The following is a 22,926-nucleotide window of genomic DNA, read 5'->3' as shown; positions in this document are numbered from 1 at the left end:
TGGGCCGCCCAACTGGTTTCAAGCCCGCCTAATAGCCTTCCCAATAGCTGTTGGCCACCGCATGGGTTTGCGACGACATATAGGGATTTGGGATGCGAAATACCTTGCGCTTGCTGTCACGGATCAGGCGCAATGACCGGGCAATTCCCGGATCGGAATAGAAATTGCGCATGAAGGCCCCGTTCTCATAGGCCGCCTGCAACCCTTCTGTGATGATTGCATGGCGGGCCCGGTCATCGGCCCGCACATAGAAAAAGAAATCCAGCGGATAGATCAGAAGGATATTCTGATCAACAACCAGATCCATCCCCGCATCAAGGGCCAGACCGATTTCGGCATGAACTTCATGGGCCCCGCGATTCAAAAGATCGAACCGCCCGTGATCAAGCATCCGCCACAGATTTTCGTATGTCGCCTTTTCAACACAAAATCCGTTGGTTTCAAGGATTCTGGTATCCAGCCAGTCCGCGCCCGACCCGATGCAATGACCTTTCAGATCATCCAGCGTCTCGACTTCATTAAGCGCCTGGGCCATATCGGGCCGGGTCACAAAAACCCGATGCCCCAGAATACCGCGGGTCAGTGGCACATAGACCTGGGAAAAATCCTGTTCGAATTCGGGGCGATAGCCCGCAAACATCACATCGATCTGGCCATCTTCCATTTGCTGCATGATGCGTTTGGCCGTCGCCCCGTCAAAGGCGATATATTCGACCTGATGGTCCCCGCCCGCATGATCAAGGGCAAGTTCAAGCAACTTGTACTGATAGGAAAAAGGCCCGCTTTTCGGGTCACCGACAAGTGCGATGCGGAATGTCTCGGCCTGCGACGGCTTTGAAATTGCAATGCCAATAACAAACAATCCCAGCACCGGGAAAATCAACCATTTGCAAAATTTAAGCACGCCGTTCCTCAAACCCGAAAACATGAACAACATCTACCTCTGGTAGATTGGGATCACACACCATCAATTAAAGTCCCGACCGGTCGCACAGTCTTATGTTTTGGGCATCTGTTTTGGGCCGACAACACCGCGGTCCAGGGCACGGATCGCCGCAACTCCATTCGCAGATTTTTTGTTTCGACTGTGCAATTGTTCTGTTTGGATCAATTGGTAAATTCTAATTGGATCAAATTTCACCTAGTAACGTCGATTTTGGTCCTTTCGCGCGGAATGATTTTCCTATTTCCATATTTATCTTCGACAGGTCCGGCCCCGTCCGTCACGCTTCTTTCGGCTGAAATCGGTAATTCAAAGCGGTCTCCTGTCGCTTGATCACAGTGGTCTGCTTCACAGTCGGTCGGTCATTTCCATCCTGAAATGAGTACCGGTATCGAGTTTTCGCTTGACCGATTGTTATGTTATATCATAACAACATCGGGTCATCGAAATCTTCCCCACTCCAGACCGGATCGGTTACATGCCTGACTTCTCCCCAATGTTTCGCCGCGCGTTTTTTGCCGCGTCCCTTGCCACCTTGCCGCTGATTGCCATCCCGGCCGGGTCGGCATCGGCCCACGGTGATGATGCCCCCAAGGTTGTCACATCCATCAAGCCGATCCATTCGATCGCCAGTGCCATCATGAAGGATATCGGCGAACCGGCCTTGCTGGTTGACGGGGCATCTTCCCCGCATGCCTATTCCCTGCGCCCCAGCGAAGCACGTGCGCTTAGCGAGGCCGATCTGGTTGTTTATGTTTCCCATTCGCTGGAAGGTTTCCTGCAAAAACCGTTGCAGACACTGTCCAAATCCAGCCATCAGCTTGAACTGGTCGCCGTCGAAGGCATGGCGCTTCGTAAAATGCGCGATGGTGGCGCATGGGAAGCCCACCAGCATGGCGATCACGATGAAGATCATGCCGGCCATGATGATGATCACCATGACCATGACGAACATGATGATCACGCGCACGGCGACCATGATGACCACAATGAGCATGCTCATGATGATCATGACAAAGACCATCATCATGACGACGCCAAAGAAGCAGATGATCACGACCACGATCACGCGGCGGGCACCCTTGACAGTGACGAAGATCACCATCACGAACATGGCGGCATAGATCCGCATATCTGGATGGATCCGGCCAATGGCGCAAGCATTGCCATCGCAATCACCGATGAACTGGTCGAAATCGACCCGGAACACGCCGATGCCTATCGCGACAATCTGAAAACGTTACTTGCCAGCCTGACCAGTCTTGGCAATGATCTGCGCCAGAAGGTCGCCCCGATTCAGGGCAAACCCTATGTCGTTTTCCATGATGCCTATCAGTATCTGGAAGCCGGATTTGGTTTGACAGCGGTTGGGTCGATCACCGTGTCCCCCGACCAGAAGCCCGGAGCCAAGCGCCTCCATGAGATCGAAGACAAAATTCGCGATACCGGTGCCGTTTGCATCTTTGCCGAACCGCAATTCCGTCCGGCAGTTGTTCAGGCTGTTGTGTCAGATACCGGCATCCGTACCGGCACGCTTGACCCGCTGGGTGCCGATCTCAAAGCGGGGCCGGACACCTATCAGCAAATCCTTGCACAGAATGTTGACGCCCTTGTCGATTGCCTCGGACAGGGTTCGTAAAACCGTTATGACTGCTCTGGTTGCCAGCACCTCGTTGCTGGCAACCGGTCAGGCGGCGTTGGCGCATCCCCATGTATGGATTGATGCCAGCGCCGAATTTGTGTTTGAAAACGACCGGATTACCGGAATTCGTGTGCACTGGCTGTTTGACGATCTGTTCAGCATGACGCTGATTGATGAATTCGACCATAACCATGACACCCGGTTCTTTGGCGACGAAAACACCAATCTGCGCGACAATGCCTTTGCCGCCCTTGCCGAAGTTTCCTGGCTGACCCATCTGCGCCGCAACGAAGAACTTCTTGCCTTTGCCGGTGCGACCGATTTCAAGGCCGACATTACCGATGACCGGCGCGTGACATATGATTTCACGCTGACCCTTGACCAGCCGCTTGACCCCAAAAACGACAAAATCAGCCTGTCTGTCTATGACGCCGAATATTACATCGATGTCGCTTTCACACAGGTTGATCCCGTACTGTTTGTCGGCACCAAGAACCTGTCCTGCCATTTCGAGATGAGCGAAGATGAAAAGAACCGCATCTATTTTGACCTTGTCGCACCGGTCCGCGCCGATCTTGTTTGCGCCGGCAAGGTGGCGGATGGCGGCAGTTCTGGCGGCCTTGCTCCTGGTGATTTCGTTCGCGTCGAGTAATCCGGCAGCCGCCCAATCATCAAACCTTCTGGGCCGCGGTGCGTCGGACAGTACCGACACCGCCCCGACCGCACCGTCCGCACCATCCCGGGCAGAAGACAGCATGATCACCCTGCCCGGCTGGTTGTCAGATATTGTCGGTCAAACCGTCATCATCCAGACCAAACTGAACCGCGAAATCACCGCCACCCTGCGCGAAGCCAAATCCGGTGACAGTTTCTGGCCCGGACTGATGATCATTGCCCTGTCTTTTGCCTATGGCGTTTTTCATGCGGCGGGTCCCGGTCATGGCAAAATGATCACCACCACCTATTTCCTGTCGCGCGATGCCGGCTGGAAACAGGGTGTCGCCATGGGCAGCCTGATCGCAGCCGTGCAGGCCGTCTCGGCGATCATTCTTGTCGGGTCGCTTACGCTTGTTCTCAATCTTGGCCCGGCGGCCATTACCCGCAACGGACTGGTGATGGAGGCCGTGTCATATGCCCTGATCGCCCTTCTGGGCGGGCTGATGTGCCTGCGCATTCTTCAGGGCCGGGATGATTGCTGTGACCATGGCGGGCACACGCATCAACATCACGACCATAATCACAACCACGATCATCATCACCACCATGATGACACCCACTCCCACCATGCCTGTGACCATACCCATCACGTGCATCACGCCCACACCGGCCATACCGATCACCACAGTCACGGGCATGACGGGCTCGGGCATGACGAACACAGACATGACGACCGCCATCAACACACACATGAACATGAACATGCACATGCACATGCACATGCGCATCAAAACGCCCCTGCTCCGACGGCGCAAACACGCTGGCAGATGATTGCAAGTGGCGTGGTTGTCGGGCTGCGTCCCTGTACGGGTTCGATTCTGGTGCTGCTCTTTACCCTTGCCAACGGCATGTTTCTGATTGGCATCGGGGCTGCCTTTGCCATGGCTGCCGGGGTGGCATTGACCATCAGCCTGATCGGGCTTGCCGCAATCGGCATTCGCACCGGCACCCGGCATCTGTTTGATCTGTCCGACAGCACATCGGGGATCGTGCGGCGTGGTGTCGGCTTTGCCGGTGCCGCGACCATTACCCTTTTCGGGGTCATGCTGTTGCTGGCATCAGCCCGCCAGATGGGATGGCTTTGACCCGCCTTGCCTTCTGCTGATCGGTCTTGCTGCGGTTCGACCTTTGCCTGCTGGGGTTTGAACGTTCAGGATTTGAATTGGGCCGGGATGCTTTCCGTTGCCTTGATCAGGGCATCCATCACCATGCGGACCCCGGGTGACCGGCGCATATCGGGATGGACCACCAGCCAGACCGGCTTGCTGACCTCGCCCAGTTTGTCATCGAAAACCAGTTCCAGACGATCATCAAGATCGGCCATATAGCGCGGCAACAATCCCAGCCCATGCCCGGCGGCAACAAAGGCCAGAACCGTCTGGCTGTCATCGGCCTTGACCCGCATCGGCAATTCCTGTTCCAGCGTTTCCCAGACCCAGCCTTGCTGGTAATCGCCAAATGTGTTGCGCCCGTCCGCACAAAATTCCCAATCCTTGCGCGGGACCCGGTCGGTATAACCCTTGGCGGCATAGACCGCAAACCGCAGATTGGTCAGCTTGCGCACGATCAGGCCGCTTTGATCCGGGGTTGCCATGCGCACCGCCACATCCGCCTCGCGGCGGGCAAGGTTGGCGATGACGCTTGATCCCAAAATCTCGTATTCCAGATTTTTCTGGTCACGCAGCAGCTCGGCCAATCGCGGCGCAAACAGCAAACGTCCGGCGGCGGGCGGGACCGCAATGCGCACAACGCCGTGTGCGGTTTCATCACCGCGGGCCTGACGTTCAAACGCCAGAACATCTTCTTCAATCCGGCCTGCCACCGGCACCAGATTCTCGCCCGCTTCGGTCAATTTCCAGCCGGTCGCCAGACGATCAAACAGATGTGCGCCAAGATCGGCTTCCAGCGCCTCGATCCGCCGGGCAACGGTGGTGTGATCCTTTCCCAACCGGCGTGCTGCCCCGGAAAGGGTGCCGGCCTGTGCCACCGCGACAAAAAACCGCAAATCATTCCAGTTCATCGATCCCCCCCTGTCTTGCCATTGTCTTGCCATTGCCATTGCCTTTGCCAGTGCCATCGCCTTCGACCGCCATCACCAGCAGCCCGATAGTCAGGCAAGCCCATGCCGTCGCTCCCAAAACCGAGCTGCCCTGATAACCTGACCACGTGACGTGACACAAAGTGACACGACGTCACCTGAGCTGCTCTGACCGGCACCAATCAGGCCAGCCTCGATGACCCCGATCAAACTTTCCAGCACCAAGTCGAACCGACCCTCACCTGTGCCAAACCGCCATATCCGAACGGAGCAGCCCCCTTCGCGATGATGATCACCGGCGCGCAGCTTATTCACTTTGCTCTATTGCCTGACGGCCGATGGCTCAACTGCGCAATATTGCACAACTATAGCGCATTTTATCGGAATTCCTTGGCATTTCTGCGCATGGCAATGTTGGTGCATCACAACAGCCCCCACGATCAAGGAGCAACAGAATGGCTATCCATAACCAGATCGATTGCAATCCCGTCGTCGGTTGCGTTTCGGCAAAAAGCCTGTCGGTGATGGCTGCGTCACGCCAGACCACCCCGCCCTCGCGCCCCAGCATTTCCAAGGGTGTTAGCGCTATCATCACGGCAATTATTGGAACTCTGGCGGCATCCTATAAGCGGTATCAAAGTCGCGTTGCCCTGACCCGTCTCAGCGACACCCAATTGCGCGACATCGGTCTTGAACGGTCCGACGATGGCCGGATCAACCGGCGGTCCGCATAACCAGATCAAAGCGGCCAAGGGTCCGACCTGCGGCAATCGACACGCTTTGATACCGGCCTCAGAACCGATAGGGGTATCGGCTTTGGGGCAAATGCCTCCCTCAGGGCATGGAAAAGGCCTCCGCCAGTCGGAGGCCTTTGTCTTTGACGTTGTAACTGTTACTCGGCCCATACCGAAACGCGCGATACCGAAATGCCCGCCGCAAGTTCCGAACTCGGAACTCAGACCTTTCAACGCGGAACTCAGAACTTCTGGCTCCCAACTCGCAACCCCGATGCCGGAGAAAGACGGGGGGCTGGATGACGGCTTTAAATCTGGAATTCTTCGGCGATTTCATCTGCGGCCTTGATCAGCGCATCCATCACCAGCCGTACACCGGGGGAACGGCGCATGTCGGGATGGACGACCAGCCAGCCGGTTTCACGACCATGCCCGTCAGTATCGGCATGGATCAGTTCCAGCCGGTCATCCTTGTCACCCAGATAGCGGGGAAGGACGCCAACCCCGTGGCCGGCTGCGATGAACTGGCGAACCGTTTCGGTATCATCGGCACGAAAACGGCAGGGCAATTCCCGTCCCAGAACCGTGCGCACCCATTCCTTTTTCGAGGCCCCATAGGCCGTATCTTCATAGCCGCAGAATTCCCAATCGGGTTCCGGCACCTGGTCACGATATCCCGCCGCCCCATACAGCCCGACGCCAAGTTCCAAAAGCTTGCGCGTGATCAGGCCGGGTTCACGCGGGGTCACCATGCGCACGGCAATATCGGCTTCGCGCCGTGCCAGATTGACCACATTCGCCGCCCCGATGATTTCAAATTCAAGCCCCTTATGCGCGGTCAGCAGCCGCGCCAGCCGCGGCGCAAACAGCACACGCCCGGCAACCGGCGGCACGGAGATCCGCACCACCCCGTGGGCGCCTTCATCGCCCTTGGCCTGACGTTCGAAACTCAGTGCTTCCTGTTCGACCCGCTCGGCAACCGGCACAAGGTTCTGCCCCGCCGTGGTCAATTGCCAGCCGCGCGGCAGACGATCAAACAGCTTGGTCCCGACATCGCTTTCAAGGGATTCGATGCGGCGCGCAACAGTTGTGTGTTCCTTGCGCAGCCGTCTGGCCGCCCCGGAAAGGCTGCCTTCTTCGGCCAGAACAAGAAAATAGCGTAAATCGTTCCAGTTCATCCCTGCACCCTGTCAGTCACAATCCATTTCATTCTGGTTATTTTTGCACATTAACTCTGCGAAACAACCGAATTCCTGTTTTATTTTGCATATGGGACGATCAAACCATCAACAAGACAACTCAACCAGAGATATCAGGAGGCCGATATGGCGCACCAGATTTCGACCCAAAAACCATTCGATGTCGCGACCGATCCCTTTGCCAAACGCATGCCGTTTGGCGCCCTGATCGACAGGATCGTCAATTATTCGATCGAAGCCCGCAAACGCAAGAACCAGCGCGAAGTGCTCAGCACGCTTAGCGACGCGCAACTTGAAGATGTCGGTCTGCAACGGAAATTTGATGGCGAACGCTGGTATGTCGAACGGATCACCGATCGTCCGTTCCCGAACCGGAACCAACTGCGAAGCCGCTAATCCCCCGCGCGCCCACCACCGCACAATGGTTGCCCCGCAAATGCAAAAAGGGACCCGAACGGGTCCCTTTTTATTTGTATGATGATTTGATTGTCGTCAGCCGCGAAGGGCGTTGACCCGGTCGGTTGCTTCCTGGGCCAGCTTGGTAATCCGGTCCCAGTCACCGGCCTTGACCGCATCCTTGGGGGCCACCCAGGACCCGCCGACCGTGATAATATTAGGCAGCGCCAAATAATCGGCGAGATTATTAAGCGAAACCCCACCCGTCGGGCAGAATTTGACCTGGGGCAGCGGACCCGAAATTGCCTTGAGCATCGAAACACCGCCCTGCTGTTCGGCCGGGAAGAATTTCAGCGTGTCATAGCCATGATCAAGCAGGTTCATGATTTCGGACGGCGTACCAGCCCCCGGAAGCAACGGGCATCCGGTATCGGCTGCGGCCTTGAGCAAGCCTTCACTATGGCCCGGCGACACGGCAAAAGCACAGCCGATTTCAGCCATGCGTTCCATCTGCTTGGCATTGATCACGGTACCCGCACCGGTGATGGCGTCGGGGACTTCGGCGATGATGCGCTTGATGCTTTCTTCGGCGGCATCGGACCGCAAGGTAATTTCAAGCACCGGCAAACCACCGGCAACCAGTGCCTTGGCCAAAGGAACGGCGTCGTTGGCGTCTTCAATCACCAGAACCGGCACAACCGGGGCTTTGGACAGAATTTCACGCGATGAAAGGCTCATAAATATTCCTCCTGTTTCCTGATCAGGCCGTCAAAATCTTGGCACAGCCAATCAGGGCCGGGTATTTCGCCGTCATCAGACGTACCGGCACATCATTCATCAAATCACGGAAGCGGCCCTTGGCGATCATGCGCTCTTTCAGGCCGCTTTGTTTCATGTAATCGGCAATACGCGGACCAATGCCGCCACCAATAAAGACCCCGTCAAAGGCACCGAGCGTCAGGACAAGATCACCGGCAACCCCGCCCATAAACAGGCAGAAACGTTCAAGCACCTTAAGACACAGGGCATCCCCGTCCTTAAGTGCGCCATCGACAACTTCGGCTGCTGTTTTGGGGGTTACTGCAATACCGTCAATCGCTGCCAGCGCCCGATACAGGTTTTCAATCCCCATGCCTGACAGGATGCGTTCGGCCGAAACACGGCCCAGTTCACCGGTCAGGAATTTGACGATCTCGTAATCAAGATCATCCACCGCAGGCAGGGACACATGCCCGCCTTCGCCCTGGATCGGCAACCAGTGACCTTCGTGGGGCAACAGACCCGAAACACCCAAACCGGTGCCCGCCCCGATCACCGCCAATGGCAGCCCCGGACGGCCCGGCCCGTCAAACAGCGTAATCAGGTCTTCCGGCCCCAGATAGGGCACCGACATGGCAAGGCCGGTGAAGTCATTGACCACGACAAGACGGTCAAGATTGAACTCGGCCTTGAGCGCCTCCTTGGAGAATACCCACGGATTATTGGTGAACTTGATGGTATCGGCCATGGCCGGACATGCCACGGCCACCGCGAATTCACGCAAGTCCGAACAGTCGGTCCTGACCATAAAGTCCCGCATGGCATCGCCGATGGTCGCATATTCGCGCACCGGCAATGTCATCGGCGTATGGGGATTGCCCGCATCGTCAAGCCAGGCAAAGCGGGCATTGGTCCCGCCAATATCACCAACCAGCTGCATTACGCGACTTCTGCCTCCCCCGGGAAGGCAGCACTGGCACCCAATTCTGCCAGACCAACATGTTCACGGAACACGCCAAACATTTCACGGCCAAAACCGTCCTGATGTTCGGCCTTGTTGTCAAAGGTCGCAAAGTCGCGTTTGGCCAGTTCGGCATCAGAGACATTCAGGATCAATTCGCCGGTTTCGGCATCCAGACGGACGATATCGCCGTCTTTGACCTTGGCAATCGGGCCGTTCATCATGCCTTCCGGCGTGACGTGGATCGCAGCGGGAACCTTGCCCGATGCACCCGACATGCGGCCATCGGTAACAAGGGCAACCTTGTAACCAAGATCCTGAAGCACGCCCAGCGGCGGGGTCAGTTTATGCAGTTCCGGCATGCCGTTGGCTTTCGGCCCCTGGAAGCGCACAACGCAAACAACGTCACGATGCAGCTTGCCTTCCTTGAAGGCATCCATCATGGCTTCTTGCGATGTAAACACCGCAGCCGGAGCTTCGATCACGCGGTTTTCCGGCTTGACGGCAGAAACCTTGATCACGGCACGGCCAAGATTGCCCGACAGCATGCGCAGACCGCCATCGGCACTGAATGCCTTTTCGGTCGGACGCAGGATTTCTTCATCATGGCTGTTGGCCGGCGCATCACGCCAGGCAAGTTTGCCATTATCAAGATACGGCTCGGTGCCATAGGCCGCCATGCCCCCGGTATGGATGGTTTCCAGATCCGGATGCAGGATGCCGTTCTTCAGAAGATCGGAAATGACAAAGCCCATGCCGCCAGCAGCATGGAAATGGTTCACATCGGCCTGGCCGTTCGGATAAACACGGCACAGCAGCGGCACGACACGCGACAGTTCGTCAAAGTCATCCCAGCGCAGTTCGATCCCGGCGGCACGTGCCATCGCCGGAAGATGCAGGGTATGGTTGGTCGAACCACCGGTCGCCAGAAGACCGACGATACCGTTCACAAAGGCCTTTTCATCAAGGATCTTGCCAATCGGGCGATAGTCATTGCCAAGCTTGGTGATGGCAAGTGCGCGGCGCGCGGCTTCTTCGGTCAGGGCATCGCGCAGTTCGGTATTCGGATTGACAAACGCCGCACCGGGAAGATGCAGCCCCATGACTTCCATCAGCATCTGGTTGGAGTTCGCGGTCCCATAGAAAGTACAGGTACCCGGGCTGTGATAGGACGCGGTTTCGGCTTCCAGCAGTTCCTTGCGGCCAACCTTGCCCTGGGCATAAAGCTGACGAATGCGGGCCTTTTCATTGTTGGGCAATCCCGATGGCATCGGACCGGCCGGAACGAATACCGCCGGAATATGACCATAGGAAAGTGCCCCCATCACAAGACCGGGAACGATCTTGTCACAAACACCAAGATAGAGCGCGCCGTCAAACACATCATGCGACAGCGAAACCGCCGTCGACATCGCGATGACATCGCGCGAAAACAGGCTGAGCTCCATGCCCGGGCGGCCCTGGGTCACGCCATCACACATGGCAGGCACACCACCGGCAACCTGTGCGGTTGCCCCGGCTTCGAACACGGCCTTTTTGATCAGGTCGGGATAGACGCCAAGCGGCTGATGGGCCGAAAGCATATCGTTATAGGATGTAACGATGCCAAGGTTTGCGCCCTCGTCCCCGTTGATGCGGGCCTTTTCAGCCGCACCACAGCCCGCCGATGCGTGGGCAAGGTTGCCACAGGACAGGGAAGAACGATGCGGACGATCAGACGCAGCAGCCTCGATCTTGGCCAGATAGGCTTCGCGGGTTGGTTTTGAACGCTCGATAATGCGTTTTGTAATCTGTTCTATTTCACGTTTCATGGGGTTCAGCCTTTCGGGTTCTCGGCGCTCCACCACAGATCGACGGGGACGTCAGTCTGTTGCAAAATTGCGCGAACCGGCATTTCTTCAATATCGGTGCCGTTTTTCGCGGTTTCAAAGGTCGACCATTTGGATTGTCCGGTAATATGGATCCCAATATACCGGGCGTTGAGAATGGCAGGTAACGTCATGCTGATGCGCGGAACCGGGGATACGGTCGGGCGTGCAGCGGCGACGACCTCGCCATGTTCGGGATAAAGCCCTTTGCGCAGGGCTTCGGGGGTTGAGGACGGGAAAAGTGATGCGGTATGGCCGTCATCCCCCATCCCCAAAAAGACAATATCAAGCGGCCAGTGCATTTCGGTTCGCAAACGCGCACTGACGGTGGCAACCGCGTCTTCGGGGCTGCTATCGGATGTTTTAAGCGACACAAAGCGGGCATTCTGTGCTTCGTTGATGAACAGATTGTCGCGCACCAGCTTTTCATTGGACTGATCATCATCAAGCCCGACCCAGCGATCATCGCCAAGAGTGACAGTTACCTTTGACCAGTCCAGACGGACGGTCGACAGGGTCTGGAAAAGCGGTTTGGGAAACCGGCCACCAGCAACAGCAATGCTGGCATGGCCGCGGGTCGCGATGGCAAATTCCAGTCGTTCGACGGTTTCCTTGACCAATGCCGCGAGCATGTCATCGCCGCTTTTGAAAATGCGTTCGTTAATCATGTTTTCTTCCCGAATTGGGGTCATGCTGAATATGTGGTGCCCCGGCCTTTTGGCCAGGGCCGCACCATCCTAGAACCCGGCTTCTTCGTTCCAGGTCCGTCCATCACGTTCGATCAGCGCAATGGCCGCAGACGGGCCCCACGTTCCAGAAGTGTAGCCTTTGGGCGTGATATGATTGTTTTTCCAGGCTTCCTGGATCGCATCGACCCACTGCCATGCAATGTCCTGTTCATCGCGACGTACGAACAGCGTGTTATTGCCATCAATCGCATCAAGCAAAAGACGTTCATAGGCGTCAGGACTACGGCCCCCGAATGCCTCGGCAAAGGACAGGTTAAGGGCTGTCGGACGCAACCGGACAAGCCCCGGCCCCGGGTTCTTGTTGTTCAGAACCAGATGAATGCCGTCATCAGGCTGCAACCGCAGAACCAGCTTGTTGGCCTGATAGTTGGTCATGGATTTGGCCAGCGGGAAAATCTGATGCGGGACGTCACGGAACTGGATCACGATTTCCGAATGACGTTTGGGCAACCGTTTGCCTGTGCGCAGATAGAACGGAACCCCCGCCCAGCGCCAGTTGTTCAACTCGGCCCGGATGGCAACAAAGGTTTCGGTCGTGCTGTCGACATTGGCACCTTCTTCTTCAAGGTAGCCCGGCACTTCCTTGCCGCCCACCGCACCCTTGCGGTACTGGCCGCGCACGGTGGAACTGTCGATATTGCTGTCATTGATCGGTTGCAGCGCCTTGAGAACTTTTACCTTCTCATCACGCACCGCGTCCTGATCAAGAACATAGGGCGGTTCCATCGCAACAAGGCACAGCAACTGCAACATATGGTTCTGAACCATGTCGCGCATCGCACCGGCATCATCATAATAGGACCAGCGCCCTTCGACCCCGACTTCCTCGCCGACCGTGATCTGAACATGGTCAATATGCGCACTGTTCCAGAGCGGTTCGAACATCGCATTGGCAAAGCGCAGGATCATAAGGTTCTGCACCGTTTCCTTGCCAAGATAGTGGTCGATACGGAAAATCTGGTTTTCCTCGAACACTTCGCCGATCTGGCCGTTGATTTCACGGCAGCTTTCAAGATCGTGGCCCAGCGGCTTTTCAAGCACGACACGGGAATTGGGCGTCACCAGCCCGACCTTTTTGAGGTTAAAGGCCATGTCGGCAAACAGGGACGGACTGGTCGAGAAATAATAGACACGATCACGATCGGGCTGATCGGAAAGCTTTTCATACAGGACTTTGAAGCCGGCCTCGTCGCCGGCGGAAACCTGCACATAAGCGATGCGGCTTGCGAATTTTTTCCAGATTTCGGCGTCAAATTCGCCCTTGGGGATGAATTTTTGCCCGGCTTCTTCCAGCTTGGAGCGGAATTCCTCGTCGCTATGTTCGCTGCGCGAAGCGCCAAAGATGCGGGTTTCATCGTCGAAACGCCCGGTACGTTCCATTTCATAGAGTGCGGGGAACAGTTTCCGTAACGCCAAATCTCCGGTCCCACCGAAAATCACGATATCAGCGATACGATGCTTAAGCCTTTGTTTCATTCTGCCCTTAGCCTTCCAACGTTTCCTTCCTGTCGCCAAGGTGGGACCCCGGATCAGTCGATCCTGGCAGGCGACGGGAACACGGCATTTTTACCGTGATAACACCATCGGCATTCCCGATGGTGCTTGTGCATTTGCTGGCAAAACCATTCTGACGGGTGCCCAAATGGTTCAAAGCCGGCTTGTTTATCATGACCAGACAACGCGCATTTCTGCGATTTTGAACATCTGCCAGCGGGATTTGGTCATGGCAGTATTCTGTTATCTGACCAATTGTACCGATTCAAACAGCAATGCTGTGTCCTGATCAACAGTGCTGCGCCAGACCGGTCGCAAAGCGCACTGTTACACGATCTCAGGGGGTAAGACCACTGCGATCAAGCGCGAAATGGACCGTTTTACCGGAATCCGGTTTAACCGTAACAATTTGTTGCGAAACGGCTTCAACAACCACCGGGTTGGGCCCCATTTTAGGCCTGTCAGAATATCGTGCAACAAATTGATTTTGACCACATTGACCGGTTCCGGACAATGTCTTGTCAAACCAGTGTCAACCAGATCCGACCGGGATGAAATGCAAACTTTCATGACGCTTTGCCCCGCCATTCCCCGCCTGCCCTAACCCGCCCGCCATACCCGATTAGCGAGCTGATCGGTAAAACCGCAACAGCCCCCCAATCGCCCATCATCGGTCCGGAATATAAAGACTCGCGCAAAAGCACCGTTTTCTGCGGCTTTCATTCTACCTGACGACCTGAAATAATGCTGGATGTTCTCATTTTCCGATCAAAATGAGAACATCCGAGAACACCATATATTTATTTAAAAACAATGGTTTAATTAAATTCTCCGGATTTTGTTCCAATTTTGTTCTTGCGAGAACAAAATCAGAACAGTATGGTTTCTTCAGACAGATCGAGGAGGACATACCATGCACAAACTGATCGAAAACCCGACCCGCCTGAACGAGCTTTGCAGCACTGTTGCGATTGTCGGCAGTACAGGTTTCTTCCTGTTTGTGATCGCCCTGGGCATGGCACAAAGCCTTCGTGGTCTTGTCTGAAACGTTCCGCAACGTTTCTTGTGAATTCGAATTGAAATCTGTGAGGCCCGGACTTTAAGCCACCATTGCTTTTGTCCATCACGGGCATCTGGCCGGCAGGCAACCCCGCACCCATACCCTGTCCCGCCTGTCGGCCAGAGCTTCCCTAATGCCCGACTTCCCTTTTGGGCCTTATGGCGACTGAAAATATACTCCGCACGACTTGGCGCTGCTATTCCCCGATAGCAGCGCCTTTTCTTTATACGTAAAGCAGGATCAACCAGCCGTCACACATTGCGCCAAAGGATATCGCACCCGGTTTTGGGCGAGTCTGCTTTTCTGATCGTTTTTGCGGCCCGCCCAGCGGAGGGCAATCATTTCAGGCTTAAAACACTTATTGCATTGCAACAGTTTACGCTGCGTTGCAAAATTTCACTCGACAGGCTGGCAAAATTTCGTTTGAATCAACAAAGAAAACGATAATTTGGAATTTCATCATACTTTATGGCTATTGCAAGTAAGCTGAACTGTCGTAGGCTTTGACGCAATAACAGGATTTCTGATCACATCTTCACGACCCGATGGTTGTGGATCAAAACGGCATCAATCAATCCCGAGCCCGGATCAGAACCCGAATACCAAGTCGTATCGCACAGCCAGACGCCCATACGACCATAAACAGGATGAAATGCCGTAACCAGTTGGTGATACAGGCCCAAAGGCCGGTCACCCGGGAGTGAGAGTAAATGCTGTATCACCTTTATGAATTGCAGCACGCCACAATAAGCCCGCTTCGCATGGCTGCAGATGCCAGCAAAAAGTGGCTGCGCAATCCGGCCAATCCGCTGTCCTATACCCATCAGGGTCGGGCAGCAGCGGCCGCATGTGACGTGTTCACCCATTTCACCCACCGTTACGGCAAACCGGAATTCGGGCTTGAAACCACGACCATTGACGGCGAAACCGTGCCGATCACCGAAGAAATCGTTCATAGCGAGGCCTTTTGTGATCTGTTGCATTTCAAGCGCGAAACCGATCATTTGAAAACCCAGCCCGATGATCCGCGTGTGCTGCTTGTCGCACCGCTGTCGGGGCATTTTTCAACGCTTCTGCGCGGCACGGTCGAGGCATTGCTGCCCGATCACGATGTTTACATCACCGACTGGATTGATGCGCGCACCGTCCCGGTTCATCAGGGGCATTTCGACCTTGATAGCTATATCGATTACCTGATGCGGTTCCTGCGCAAGCTTGGCCCCAACACCCACATGATTGCTGTATGTCAGCCATCCGTGCCGGTGGTCGCCGCCGCATCCCTGATGGCAGCCGGCAACGAGAAATGCCAGCCGGCCTCGATGACCCTGATGGGCGGGCCGATCGATACGCGTGAAAACCCGACCGAGGTCAACAATTTCGCAAAGCAGCACAGCCTTGACTGGTTTGAACGCCATGTCCTGTCGCATGTGCCCCTGCCCCATGCCGGTGTGATGCGCCGGGTTTATCCGGGCTTCATGCAGCTTGCCGGTTTCATGAGCATGAACTGGGACCGCCATGTGTCGGCCCATCATGACATGTTCCTGCATCTGGTCGAAGGTGACGGCGAAAGCGCCGAAGCCAAGCGATCCTTCTATCAGGAATATCTGGCGGTCATGGACATGACCGCCGAGTTTTATCTTCAGACCCTTAAGGTCGTGTTCCATGAACACAGCCTGCCCGAAGGCACCATGCGCTGGCAGGGTGTGCCGGTTGATCCGTCCGCGATTACCAAGACTGCCCTTTTGACGGTCGAAGGCGAACGCGATGATATTACCGGCATGGGTCAGACCCGGGCTGCGCACAAGCTGTGCAGCAACCTGCCCGACAATATGCGCATGCATCATCTGCAACAGGGTGTTGGCCATTACGGCGTGTTTAACGGCCGTCGCTGGCGCGAACAGATTAGCCCGCGGATCAAGGATTTCATCCGCCACCACGATCACGAAGGCAAAGGCGCCCGCAGCGCCCCGAATATCGCGCGTATCAACGCCGCCGAATAATCGGACCCGACCGAAACCTTGCCAAAGCCGCCAGCCCCGTGCCGGCGGCTTTTTGGTTTTGCCAACCTCCAACAATCATCGATCCTGAACTGCACGGCCATCGCCACCGTAAAACATTACGCAACCTCCCACGCAAAGCACAATCCAGGGGACGCAGATGTCAGGCATTGAAACACCGCACTTCAAAAGCATCCCGAACGGTCAGATCGCGATTGTTATTGGTGCAACCGGCGGCATTGGGGCCGCCTTTGCAACCCATCTGCATTCATCAGGGCATTTTGCCAAGGTGCTGACCTATGGACGCAAAACCCGTCCGTCACTTGATTTCGACATCCCCGAAAGCATCGACGCCTGTGCACGGGATGCTCGCATGCAGGCCGATGCACATGGATGTGACATTGCCCTGATCATTGATGCGACCGGTTATCTGCATGATGAAAGCTTTCAGCCGGAAAAGTCCCTGCGTCAGATTGACGCGGCCTATATGACCAAACAGTTCCGGATCAATGCGATTGGCCCGGCATTGCTGATGAAGCATTTTTGTCCGTTGCTGCCGCGCAAGGGCAAGGCCGTCTTTGCGACCCTGTCGGCCAAGGTCGGCAGTATCAGTGATAACCGGATGGGGGGATGGTACGGGTATCGCGCCGCCAAGGCGGCATTGAACCAGCTGGTCAAAACCGCATCAATTGAACTTGCCCGCAACAAGCCCGATGCCATTTGCGTTTCCCTGCATCCGGGAACGGTCGATACCGGCCTTTCCGGGCCGTTTGCCAAATCGGGCCTTGATGTACAAAACCCCGAACAGGCCACAGCCAGGATGCTTGCAGTGATTGACGGTCTGACACCCCGACAATCCGGCAGGTTCTTTGCCTATGACGGCCAGGAATTGCCTTGGTAATTGCCCTGGCAAAGGTTTCGTTCCGTCAAAACAAACCGGTTAGTCAAACAGGCCGGTCAGTAACCCGTGCTGAAGCAGGATGATTGTTTTGGCATCGCGAATGCGGCCATCGCTTATCATTGATGCGATATCATCAAAGGCGATTTCAAGAACGTGGATATCCTCGCCTTCTTCGTGCAGGCCACCGCCATCGCCTTCGCGGTGATCGCGGCGAACTTCGGCGACAAAAAGATGCAACCGTTCCGTAACCGAGCCCGGGCTCATGAAAAGATCAAAGACCTTTTGCGGTTTGCCGATGCGATAGCCTGTTTCTTCCTCGACCTCGGCAATCACGGCTGCTGCCGGATCACGATCATCAAGCAGACCGGCAGGAACTTCGATCAGCATGCCGTCGGGGTTGCCATTGACAAAGGATGGCAGGCGGAACTGCCGGGTCAGGATCACCGTCCGGTCGGCCCGGTTATAAAGCAGAATGCCCGCCCCGTTTCCGCGTTCATAGGCCTCGCGGGTTTGATGTTGCCATGATCCGTCCGACCGTTTCAGATCAAAACTGACACGATAAAGGTGATACCAGTTATCAGACAGGCATTCGATATCGTCTATGCGGATATTGGCAAGATCGGGAATGGACCAGCCTTTTGGAAGATCGACCATTGGACACCCGCCTTTGTTCAGCGTTTGAGAAATGCAGACAAGGTCAGCAATACGGCTTCGGGTTTTTCGGCATGTACCCAGTGCCCGGCACCCTTGATGCTGGTAAAGGCCGCCTTGGGAAACAGTGATTTGATGTGGTCGCGATCACGGGAATCGACATAATGCGAATTGGCCCCGGAAATAAACAGAACATCCCCGTCATAGGATCCGCTGACATCCGATTGCGGCCAGCCGGTGATGTCATCAAGATGGGCCGCCATCGCGTCAATATTGACCTGCCAGGACATTTTGCCGCTGTCCTTGTCCGTTGTGACATTCTGGGCTAGGAACTGACGCACGCCTTTTTCCGAAACCCCGGATGACAGCGCATCTTCAACTTCGGCGCGGCGGGTGACCTTATCGAAATCGACCCCGCGCATCGCCGTGATATAACCGGTATAGTCATGGTCATAGGCCACCGGCGCGATATCAACGATCACCAGATCGGCAACCAGTCCGGCATTGGCCGACAATGCCAGCACCATTGATGCCTTGCCCCCCATCGAATGCCCGACAAGATGAACCGGCTTATCGGAAACGGACCCGATCAGTTCGGCAAGATCGGCCGCCATCGCGCCATAGGTCATATCCATATCCCAGCCCGACCGGCCGTGATTGCGCAAATCCGCCGTGACCACATGGTATTTTTCCGCCAACCGACGGGCAATCGCGGTCCAGTTCCGGGCCTGACCAAACAGACCATGGACAATGACAATCGTACCGTTGTCGCGATTTTCTTCACCAAAGGCGTAATGGGCGAGCTTCATAAAACCAACTTTCCGGGATCGGGAATGGGACAGCAATCCCCCTTAATAACCGTCTGCCGGGTCAAGGTGAAGCATACAAACAAAAACACCCCCGCATGGGAGGATTGCGGAGGTGTTTTTAAGGGTGCTGATCATGTCAGCACCGGAATTCTTGGTACTGGCGATATTATGCGCCAGCCGGTACGCCACCGTGCGGCTTGCGGTTGGCACCGAACAGTGCGCCAACTTTGCGAACCAGAGCAGCAAACATGTTGCGCATTGCAACAGCACGGAGACGTTCTGCTTCGCGCTGCAGGGCAACCAGGTCATAATCACGATACATTTTCATGTCCGTTTCCTTTCAAAAGCATCCCGCGCTTGTCGCGTCTGGGTTTTGCGTTGTGTTCTCTGAAAACGGGTTTACGCCTGTTTTTGCATTCCCACGAGAAGAGTTTTCTCACTCCACCCATGCACACAGCGCATATCTTGAAACATTTCCGCCATAATCTTATCATGCGCAGAACGCATGATCGTATCATGACAAATAACATGCTCGTTTTGCTGGATTTTCTGCGACACCGACCGCCCCGATGCCCGTGCATTCCACTAATATAAAGGGGTTCGGGGCATCGCACCCCGTCGATTTACGCCATTGCCGCAGAAAAAACAGCCATGATTGATGCTTTGCACTGCATGGATTTTTGCCAAACACGGCAAATTCAAACCGGTTTTTCCGCGGAATCCGACTCATCAATCTTGCATAGCTTTGTCAGGATCGCAAAACGACAACAACAACAAGTAGAATGATCGCTTTGCGATCCGTCCATTTCAACCGGCCGGAACCGCATTTGACCGCATCCCCTTTCCCGGTTCCGTCACGGGACTGAACCAAAGCGAACGGGGGCCGCCGTTACTGCCCGCCAATCGCGTAATTGAGGTATTTGGGTTCAAGATATTCCTCAAGCCCCCAATGACCACCTTCGCGTCCCTGCCCGCTTTCCTTTACACCGCCAAACGGTGCGCCTTCGTGGCTGGTGGTGCCGTCATTGATCCCGACCACACCGGTTTCCAGATTGTCGGCAATGCGCTGAATACGGCCGATATCGCGACTATAAAGATAGGATGACAGACCGGTGCGCACCCGGTTGGCAAGTTCGATCACCTCATCCTCGGTCGCAAAACGATAAACCGGTGCTACCGGGGCAAACAGTTCCTCGTTAAAGCAGTCGGCATCATGGGGCACATCGGTCATGACCAGCGGGCGGACAAAATGTCCGTCCTTGGGCCGTTCGGCCCCATAGACCAGCGTGGCACCGGCCTTGCGCGCATTTTCAACAAGACGTTCGACCTTTGCCACCGCCTGCCGATTGATCAGTGGACCGATTTCGGCCCCCGGGACAAAGCCGTTGCCGATGGTCTGGGCATTGCTTGCGGCAATGAATTTTTCGACAAACGCGTCATAAACCCCGTCCTGAACAAAAATGCGGTTGGCACAGACGCAGGTCTGACCGCTGTTACGGAACTTGGAAATCATCGCCCCGGCAACAGCCGCATCAAGATCGGCATCATCCATCACGATGAAGGGTGCATTGCCACCCAGCTCAAGCGACAGCTTTTTCACAGTCGGTGCGCATTGCGCCATCAACCGTTTGCCGACCTCGGTCGAGCCGGTAAAGGACAGCATGCGAACGCGTTCATCCCCCGTCAGGGCCTCGCCGATCGGCTGGGGCAAACCGGTAACCACATTGAAAACACCGGCCGGGAACCCGGCCTGTTCGGCAAGCTTGGCCGCGGCCAGCGCCGAAAGCGGCGTATCTTCGGCCGGTTTGACAACAACCGTACAGCCCGCTGCCAATGCCGGGGCGCATTTGCGCACCACCATGGTCAGCGGGAAGTTCCAGGGCGTGATTGCCGCAACGACCCCCACCGGGTGTTTTTGCACGACAACGCGACGATCGCGCTGGGTGGCGGGCATGGTCTGACCATAGGCGCGCTTGGCTTCTTCGCCGTACCATTCGGCATAGGCAATCGCCCCGATAACTTCGCGCAAGGCCTGATCATAGGGCTTGCCCTGTTCAAGGGTGATCAATGCCGCCAGATCTTCCTGATGGGTTTCAAGCAGATCGCGCCAGCGCCGCAGGACGGCGGCACGGTCTTTTGCCAGTGTGCGGGACCAGCCGGCAAAGGCATCATGGGCGGCATCAATCGCACGCCTGGCCTCGGATGTGCGCATGAACGGAACAGCACCGATCACATCCCCGCGGGCCGGATCAATCACATCAAGAGTCTCGCGGCTGTCAGCATCCTGCCACAGACCGTTGATATAGGCATGCCTCAGATCCCATTCACGGATCAGGTTGCGGGCACGCGCGCGTCCTTCGCGAATGGCTTGGTCATCAGAATTCGAAACAGTTTGCGGGGTGGCAGACGACATAACGGGGCAGTTCCTTTGACGCGAGATACGAAAAAACTGATCTACTCACGCGCTTGTGATTCCGGTTTTCGGGGCGCAACTGGGACAATCGGTCCTGACCCTAATCCGAGCGACGGGCAGGAAGCAACAAGATGCTTCTTATACAGATAAGAATCAAACGCCCGCTTGGCGATCAGAGAGACCCCGCAAAATACAACAGAGAGAAGCCATGAAGCACCTTGTGACTGCAGGACTGTTCAGCGCCATGATTGCCGCAGGCAGCATGATGCCGATCAACGCCTTTGCCGACGAGACAATGGACAATGCCACGGTTCAGAACCGCCAGATGCTGATGGATGGTATCGGCGGGGCAATGGGGACCCTTGGCTGTTACCTTAAGGGAGACTGCAACCTTCCTGATCCGGTATTGCGCAATCTGGCAAATGGCATCGCCTTTGCCGCAGACGCCGCCCCGGCAGCTTTTGAACCCAAAACAATGGATGCAACCGTCAAAACCACGGCAACCGACAAAGTCTGGTCGGATTGGGATGACTTTGCAGGACGGTTCCCGGAACTGAAAGAAGCAGCATTGGCAATGGCCGCCGCAGCCGGTGACAAATCGGCCATGGGGGCTGCGATGGGCAATCTTGGCAAGTCGTGCAAAGGCTGTCACGAGACCTATCGGTCGAAATAACCTAACCAACGAAATTGCAAACACTGGCCCGTCCCTACCCCTGGATGGGCGCCCCCGGTCCGGTTTTCACCCCCCATGCTGTCAGTGCAGCACACCGGAAAATTCAGGCCGGGGGCATTTTCCCCTTGGCACGGCGGATCAGATGATGATCCGCCGGCCGTTTATCCGCACGCGACTATCCGCGCGCGACCGTCACCATCGCCCAGACAATGACAGCACAAACTGCGAGAATGGCAATCCCGGCAATCGGGGAGGCAAAGCGGATCTGCGCAAAGCGGGCCGCAAGTTCGGCCGGAACCATCCGGGCCCCGGTAATCATTGCACCGATCAGATTTTCGCGTTTGACCACAAGATAAAACAGGGCTGCAAAAACATGCAGCCCGACCATCGCATAGATCAGATTGATGTTGGTGTGATGGATCCAGTTCATCGTGCTGGCAAGATCGGAACTGACATGGGCAACAAGCGGACCATCAAAGAACAGGAAGGTATCTTCGCTCGCAAACAGGCCACTTACCGCCTGCACCGCGACAAGAACCAGCAACACCATCACCATCCAGCCGCCCGCCGGATTATGCCCGGCATAGGTCAGGTCCGCCATTGATCCCCGGGGGATCCGCAGCGCATAGCCAATGACCTTTTTCGGGCCTTTGATAAAGGATGCAAAGCGCGCGTTCGAACTGCCGACAAAGCCCCAGATGATGCGAAACAGCACAAGGGCCAATACGGTGTAACCGGCAATGGCGTGAATATCGATCATCAGTTCACGGTTGGTCCACCATGCCGTGACAATGGCCGCAACAAGCGACCAGTGAAACAGGCGTACCGGGAAGTCCCAAAGTTTGACTTTCTTTTCATCCGGCTTTTCATCCGACATCTGATTGCTCATCAGGTCCTCTCCTGGCGGGACGGTTGGTCATGG

The 22,926-nt window shown here is 55.9% G+C and carries 23 protein-coding genes; 9 read left to right on the top strand and 14 right to left on the bottom strand.

Annotated elements, in window-relative coordinates; all coding sequences use genetic code 11:
- Positions 1–28 precede the first annotated feature (28 nt).
- Entirely contained in the window at positions 29–904 is an 876-nt protein-coding gene (locus M9H61_RS00615) for a hypothetical protein (protein ID WP_250282819.1), read from the bottom strand.
- Between the two features lie 517 nt (positions 905–1,421).
- On the opposite strand from M9H61_RS00615, the gene M9H61_RS00610 reads away from it, so the two are divergent.
- The 3 genes from M9H61_RS00610 to M9H61_RS00600 are packed head-to-tail and all read left to right on the top strand — an operon-like array spanning position 1,422 to position 4,387.
- Positions 1,422–2,582: a zinc ABC transporter substrate-binding protein gene (locus M9H61_RS00610; RefSeq protein WP_305879848.1), complete on the top strand. Its 1,161-nt coding sequence runs from the start codon at positions 1,422–1,424 to the stop codon at positions 2,580–2,582.
- Positions 2,583–2,589: 7 nt separating this feature from the next.
- On the top strand, positions 2,590–3,237 hold the full coding sequence (locus M9H61_RS00605; protein ID WP_250282817.1) for a DUF1007 family protein: 648 nt from the start codon (positions 2,590–2,592) through the stop codon (positions 3,235–3,237).
- On the top strand, positions 3,185–4,387 hold the full coding sequence (locus M9H61_RS00600; RefSeq protein ID WP_305879847.1) for a nickel/cobalt transporter: 1,203 nt from the start codon (positions 3,185–3,187) through the stop codon (positions 4,385–4,387). The genes M9H61_RS00605 and M9H61_RS00600 overlap by 53 nt, the downstream gene beginning before the upstream one ends.
- Before the next feature lie 65 nt (positions 4,388–4,452).
- Here the strand turns inward: M9H61_RS00600 and M9H61_RS00595 are convergent, their stop codons facing one another.
- Together M9H61_RS00595 and M9H61_RS20640 are read right to left on the bottom strand one after the other, a co-directional pair.
- Positions 4,453–5,322: a LysR family transcriptional regulator gene (locus M9H61_RS00595; protein ID WP_068517142.1), complete on the bottom strand. Its 870-nt coding sequence runs from the start codon at positions 5,320–5,322 to the stop codon at positions 4,453–4,455.
- The gene (locus tag M9H61_RS20640; RefSeq protein ID WP_256469473.1) at positions 5,309–5,440 is read right to left on the bottom strand and encodes a hypothetical protein; all 132 of its coding nucleotides are present in this window, start codon (positions 5,438–5,440) and stop codon (positions 5,309–5,311) included. Before M9H61_RS20640 ends, M9H61_RS00595 begins: the two co-directional genes overlap by 14 nt.
- 355 nt (positions 5,441–5,795) lie before the next feature.
- On the opposite strand from M9H61_RS20640, the gene M9H61_RS00590 reads away from it, so the two are divergent.
- The gene (locus M9H61_RS00590) at positions 5,796–6,074 is read left to right on the top strand and encodes a DUF1127 domain-containing protein (protein WP_206927244.1); all 279 of its coding nucleotides are present in this window, start codon (positions 5,796–5,798) and stop codon (positions 6,072–6,074) included.
- A gap of 308 nt (positions 6,075–6,382) precedes the next feature.
- Here M9H61_RS00590 and M9H61_RS00585 read toward each other — a convergent pair whose 3' ends face one another.
- Positions 6,383–7,252: a LysR family transcriptional regulator gene (locus M9H61_RS00585; protein ID WP_250282814.1), complete on the bottom strand. Its 870-nt coding sequence runs from the start codon at positions 7,250–7,252 to the stop codon at positions 6,383–6,385.
- Positions 7,253–7,399: 147 nt separating this feature from the next.
- On the opposite strand from M9H61_RS00585, the gene M9H61_RS00580 reads away from it, so the two are divergent.
- A complete protein-coding gene (locus M9H61_RS00580) occupies positions 7,400–7,669 on the top strand; it encodes a DUF1127 domain-containing protein (RefSeq protein WP_250282812.1) in 270 nt (89 codons plus the stop codon).
- 96 nt (positions 7,670–7,765) lie between these two features.
- On the opposite strand, the gene M9H61_RS00575 is transcribed toward M9H61_RS00580, so the two are convergent.
- The 5 genes from M9H61_RS00575 to zwf all read right to left on the bottom strand — a co-directional run bounded on the left by M9H61_RS00575 (position 7,766) and on the right by zwf (position 13,482).
- A complete protein-coding gene (locus M9H61_RS00575; RefSeq protein ID WP_101247906.1) occupies positions 7,766–8,407 on the bottom strand; it encodes a bifunctional 4-hydroxy-2-oxoglutarate aldolase/2-dehydro-3-deoxy-phosphogluconate aldolase in 642 nt (213 codons plus the stop codon).
- A 22-nt stretch (positions 8,408–8,429) separates the two neighbouring features.
- A complete protein-coding gene (glk, locus tag M9H61_RS00570; protein WP_101247905.1) occupies positions 8,430–9,368 on the bottom strand; it encodes a glucokinase in 939 nt (312 codons plus the stop codon).
- Complete coding sequence (edd, locus tag M9H61_RS00565; RefSeq protein WP_068517137.1) at positions 9,368–11,200, bottom strand: phosphogluconate dehydratase; 1,833 nt, start codon at positions 11,198–11,200, stop codon at positions 9,368–9,370. Before edd ends, glk begins: the two co-directional genes overlap by 1 nt.
- 5 nt (positions 11,201–11,205) lie before the next feature.
- Complete coding sequence (gene pgl / locus M9H61_RS00560) at positions 11,206–11,925, bottom strand: 6-phosphogluconolactonase (protein WP_101247944.1); 720 nt, start codon at positions 11,923–11,925, stop codon at positions 11,206–11,208.
- Positions 11,926–11,994: 69 nt separating this feature from the next.
- Entirely contained in the window at positions 11,995–13,482 is a 1,488-nt protein-coding gene (gene zwf / locus M9H61_RS00555) for a glucose-6-phosphate dehydrogenase (protein WP_068517136.1), read from the bottom strand.
- Positions 13,483–14,413: 931 nt separating this feature from the next.
- Between zwf and M9H61_RS20635 the strand changes: the two genes are divergently transcribed.
- The 3 genes from M9H61_RS20635 to M9H61_RS00545 all read left to right on the top strand — a co-directional run bounded on the left by M9H61_RS20635 (position 14,414) and on the right by M9H61_RS00545 (position 17,458).
- Positions 14,414–14,545, top strand: a complete 132-nt coding sequence (locus tag M9H61_RS20635; protein WP_255355705.1) for a hypothetical protein — start codon at positions 14,414–14,416, stop codon at positions 14,543–14,545.
- Positions 14,546–15,270: 725 nt separating this feature from the next.
- On the top strand, positions 15,271–16,560 hold the full coding sequence (locus tag M9H61_RS00550; protein ID WP_250282810.1) for a polyhydroxyalkanoate depolymerase: 1,290 nt from the start codon (positions 15,271–15,273) through the stop codon (positions 16,558–16,560).
- 157 nt (positions 16,561–16,717) lie between these two features.
- Entirely contained in the window at positions 16,718–17,458 is a 741-nt protein-coding gene (locus tag M9H61_RS00545; RefSeq protein WP_250282809.1) for an SDR family NAD(P)-dependent oxidoreductase, read from the top strand.
- A 39-nt stretch (positions 17,459–17,497) separates the two neighbouring features.
- Here the strand turns inward: M9H61_RS00545 and M9H61_RS00540 are convergent, their stop codons facing one another.
- The 4 genes from M9H61_RS00540 to M9H61_RS00525 form a co-directional block, all read right to left on the bottom strand.
- Positions 17,498–18,112, bottom strand: a complete 615-nt coding sequence (locus M9H61_RS00540) for an NUDIX domain-containing protein (RefSeq protein WP_082817659.1) — start codon at positions 18,110–18,112, stop codon at positions 17,498–17,500.
- Between the two features lie 17 nt (positions 18,113–18,129).
- On the bottom strand, positions 18,130–18,918 hold the full coding sequence (locus tag M9H61_RS00535) for an alpha/beta fold hydrolase (protein ID WP_101247902.1): 789 nt from the start codon (positions 18,916–18,918) through the stop codon (positions 18,130–18,132).
- 166 nt (positions 18,919–19,084) lie between these two features.
- Positions 19,085–19,246, bottom strand: coding sequence for an RSP_7527 family protein (locus M9H61_RS00530; protein WP_156480797.1), 162 nt, complete (start codon positions 19,244–19,246; stop codon positions 19,085–19,087).
- 561 nt (positions 19,247–19,807) lie between these two features.
- The gene (locus M9H61_RS00525; protein WP_250282807.1) at positions 19,808–21,331 is read right to left on the bottom strand and encodes an NAD-dependent succinate-semialdehyde dehydrogenase; all 1,524 of its coding nucleotides are present in this window, start codon (positions 21,329–21,331) and stop codon (positions 19,808–19,810) included.
- A 208-nt stretch (positions 21,332–21,539) separates the two neighbouring features.
- Between M9H61_RS00525 and M9H61_RS00520 the strand changes: the two genes are divergently transcribed.
- Positions 21,540–22,004 carry a cytochrome c gene (locus M9H61_RS00520; RefSeq protein ID WP_068517130.1) on the top strand — a complete coding sequence of 155 codons (465 nt, stop codon included), beginning with the start codon at positions 21,540–21,542 and terminating at the stop codon, positions 22,002–22,004.
- 175 nt (positions 22,005–22,179) lie between these two features.
- Here the strand turns inward: M9H61_RS00520 and M9H61_RS00515 are convergent, their stop codons facing one another.
- Complete coding sequence (locus M9H61_RS00515) at positions 22,180–22,893, bottom strand: cytochrome b/b6 domain-containing protein (protein WP_250282805.1); 714 nt, start codon at positions 22,891–22,893, stop codon at positions 22,180–22,182.
- Positions 22,894–22,926 lie beyond the last annotated feature (33 nt).

The organism is Thalassospira sp. GO-4 (assembly GCF_023588965.1).
GTDB classification, from domain to species: Bacteria; Pseudomonadota; Alphaproteobacteria; order Rhodospirillales; family Thalassospiraceae; genus Thalassospira; species Thalassospira povalilytica.
Note: the sequence above shows the minus strand (reverse complement) of the source record. Positions and strands in the feature narration are given on the sequence as shown.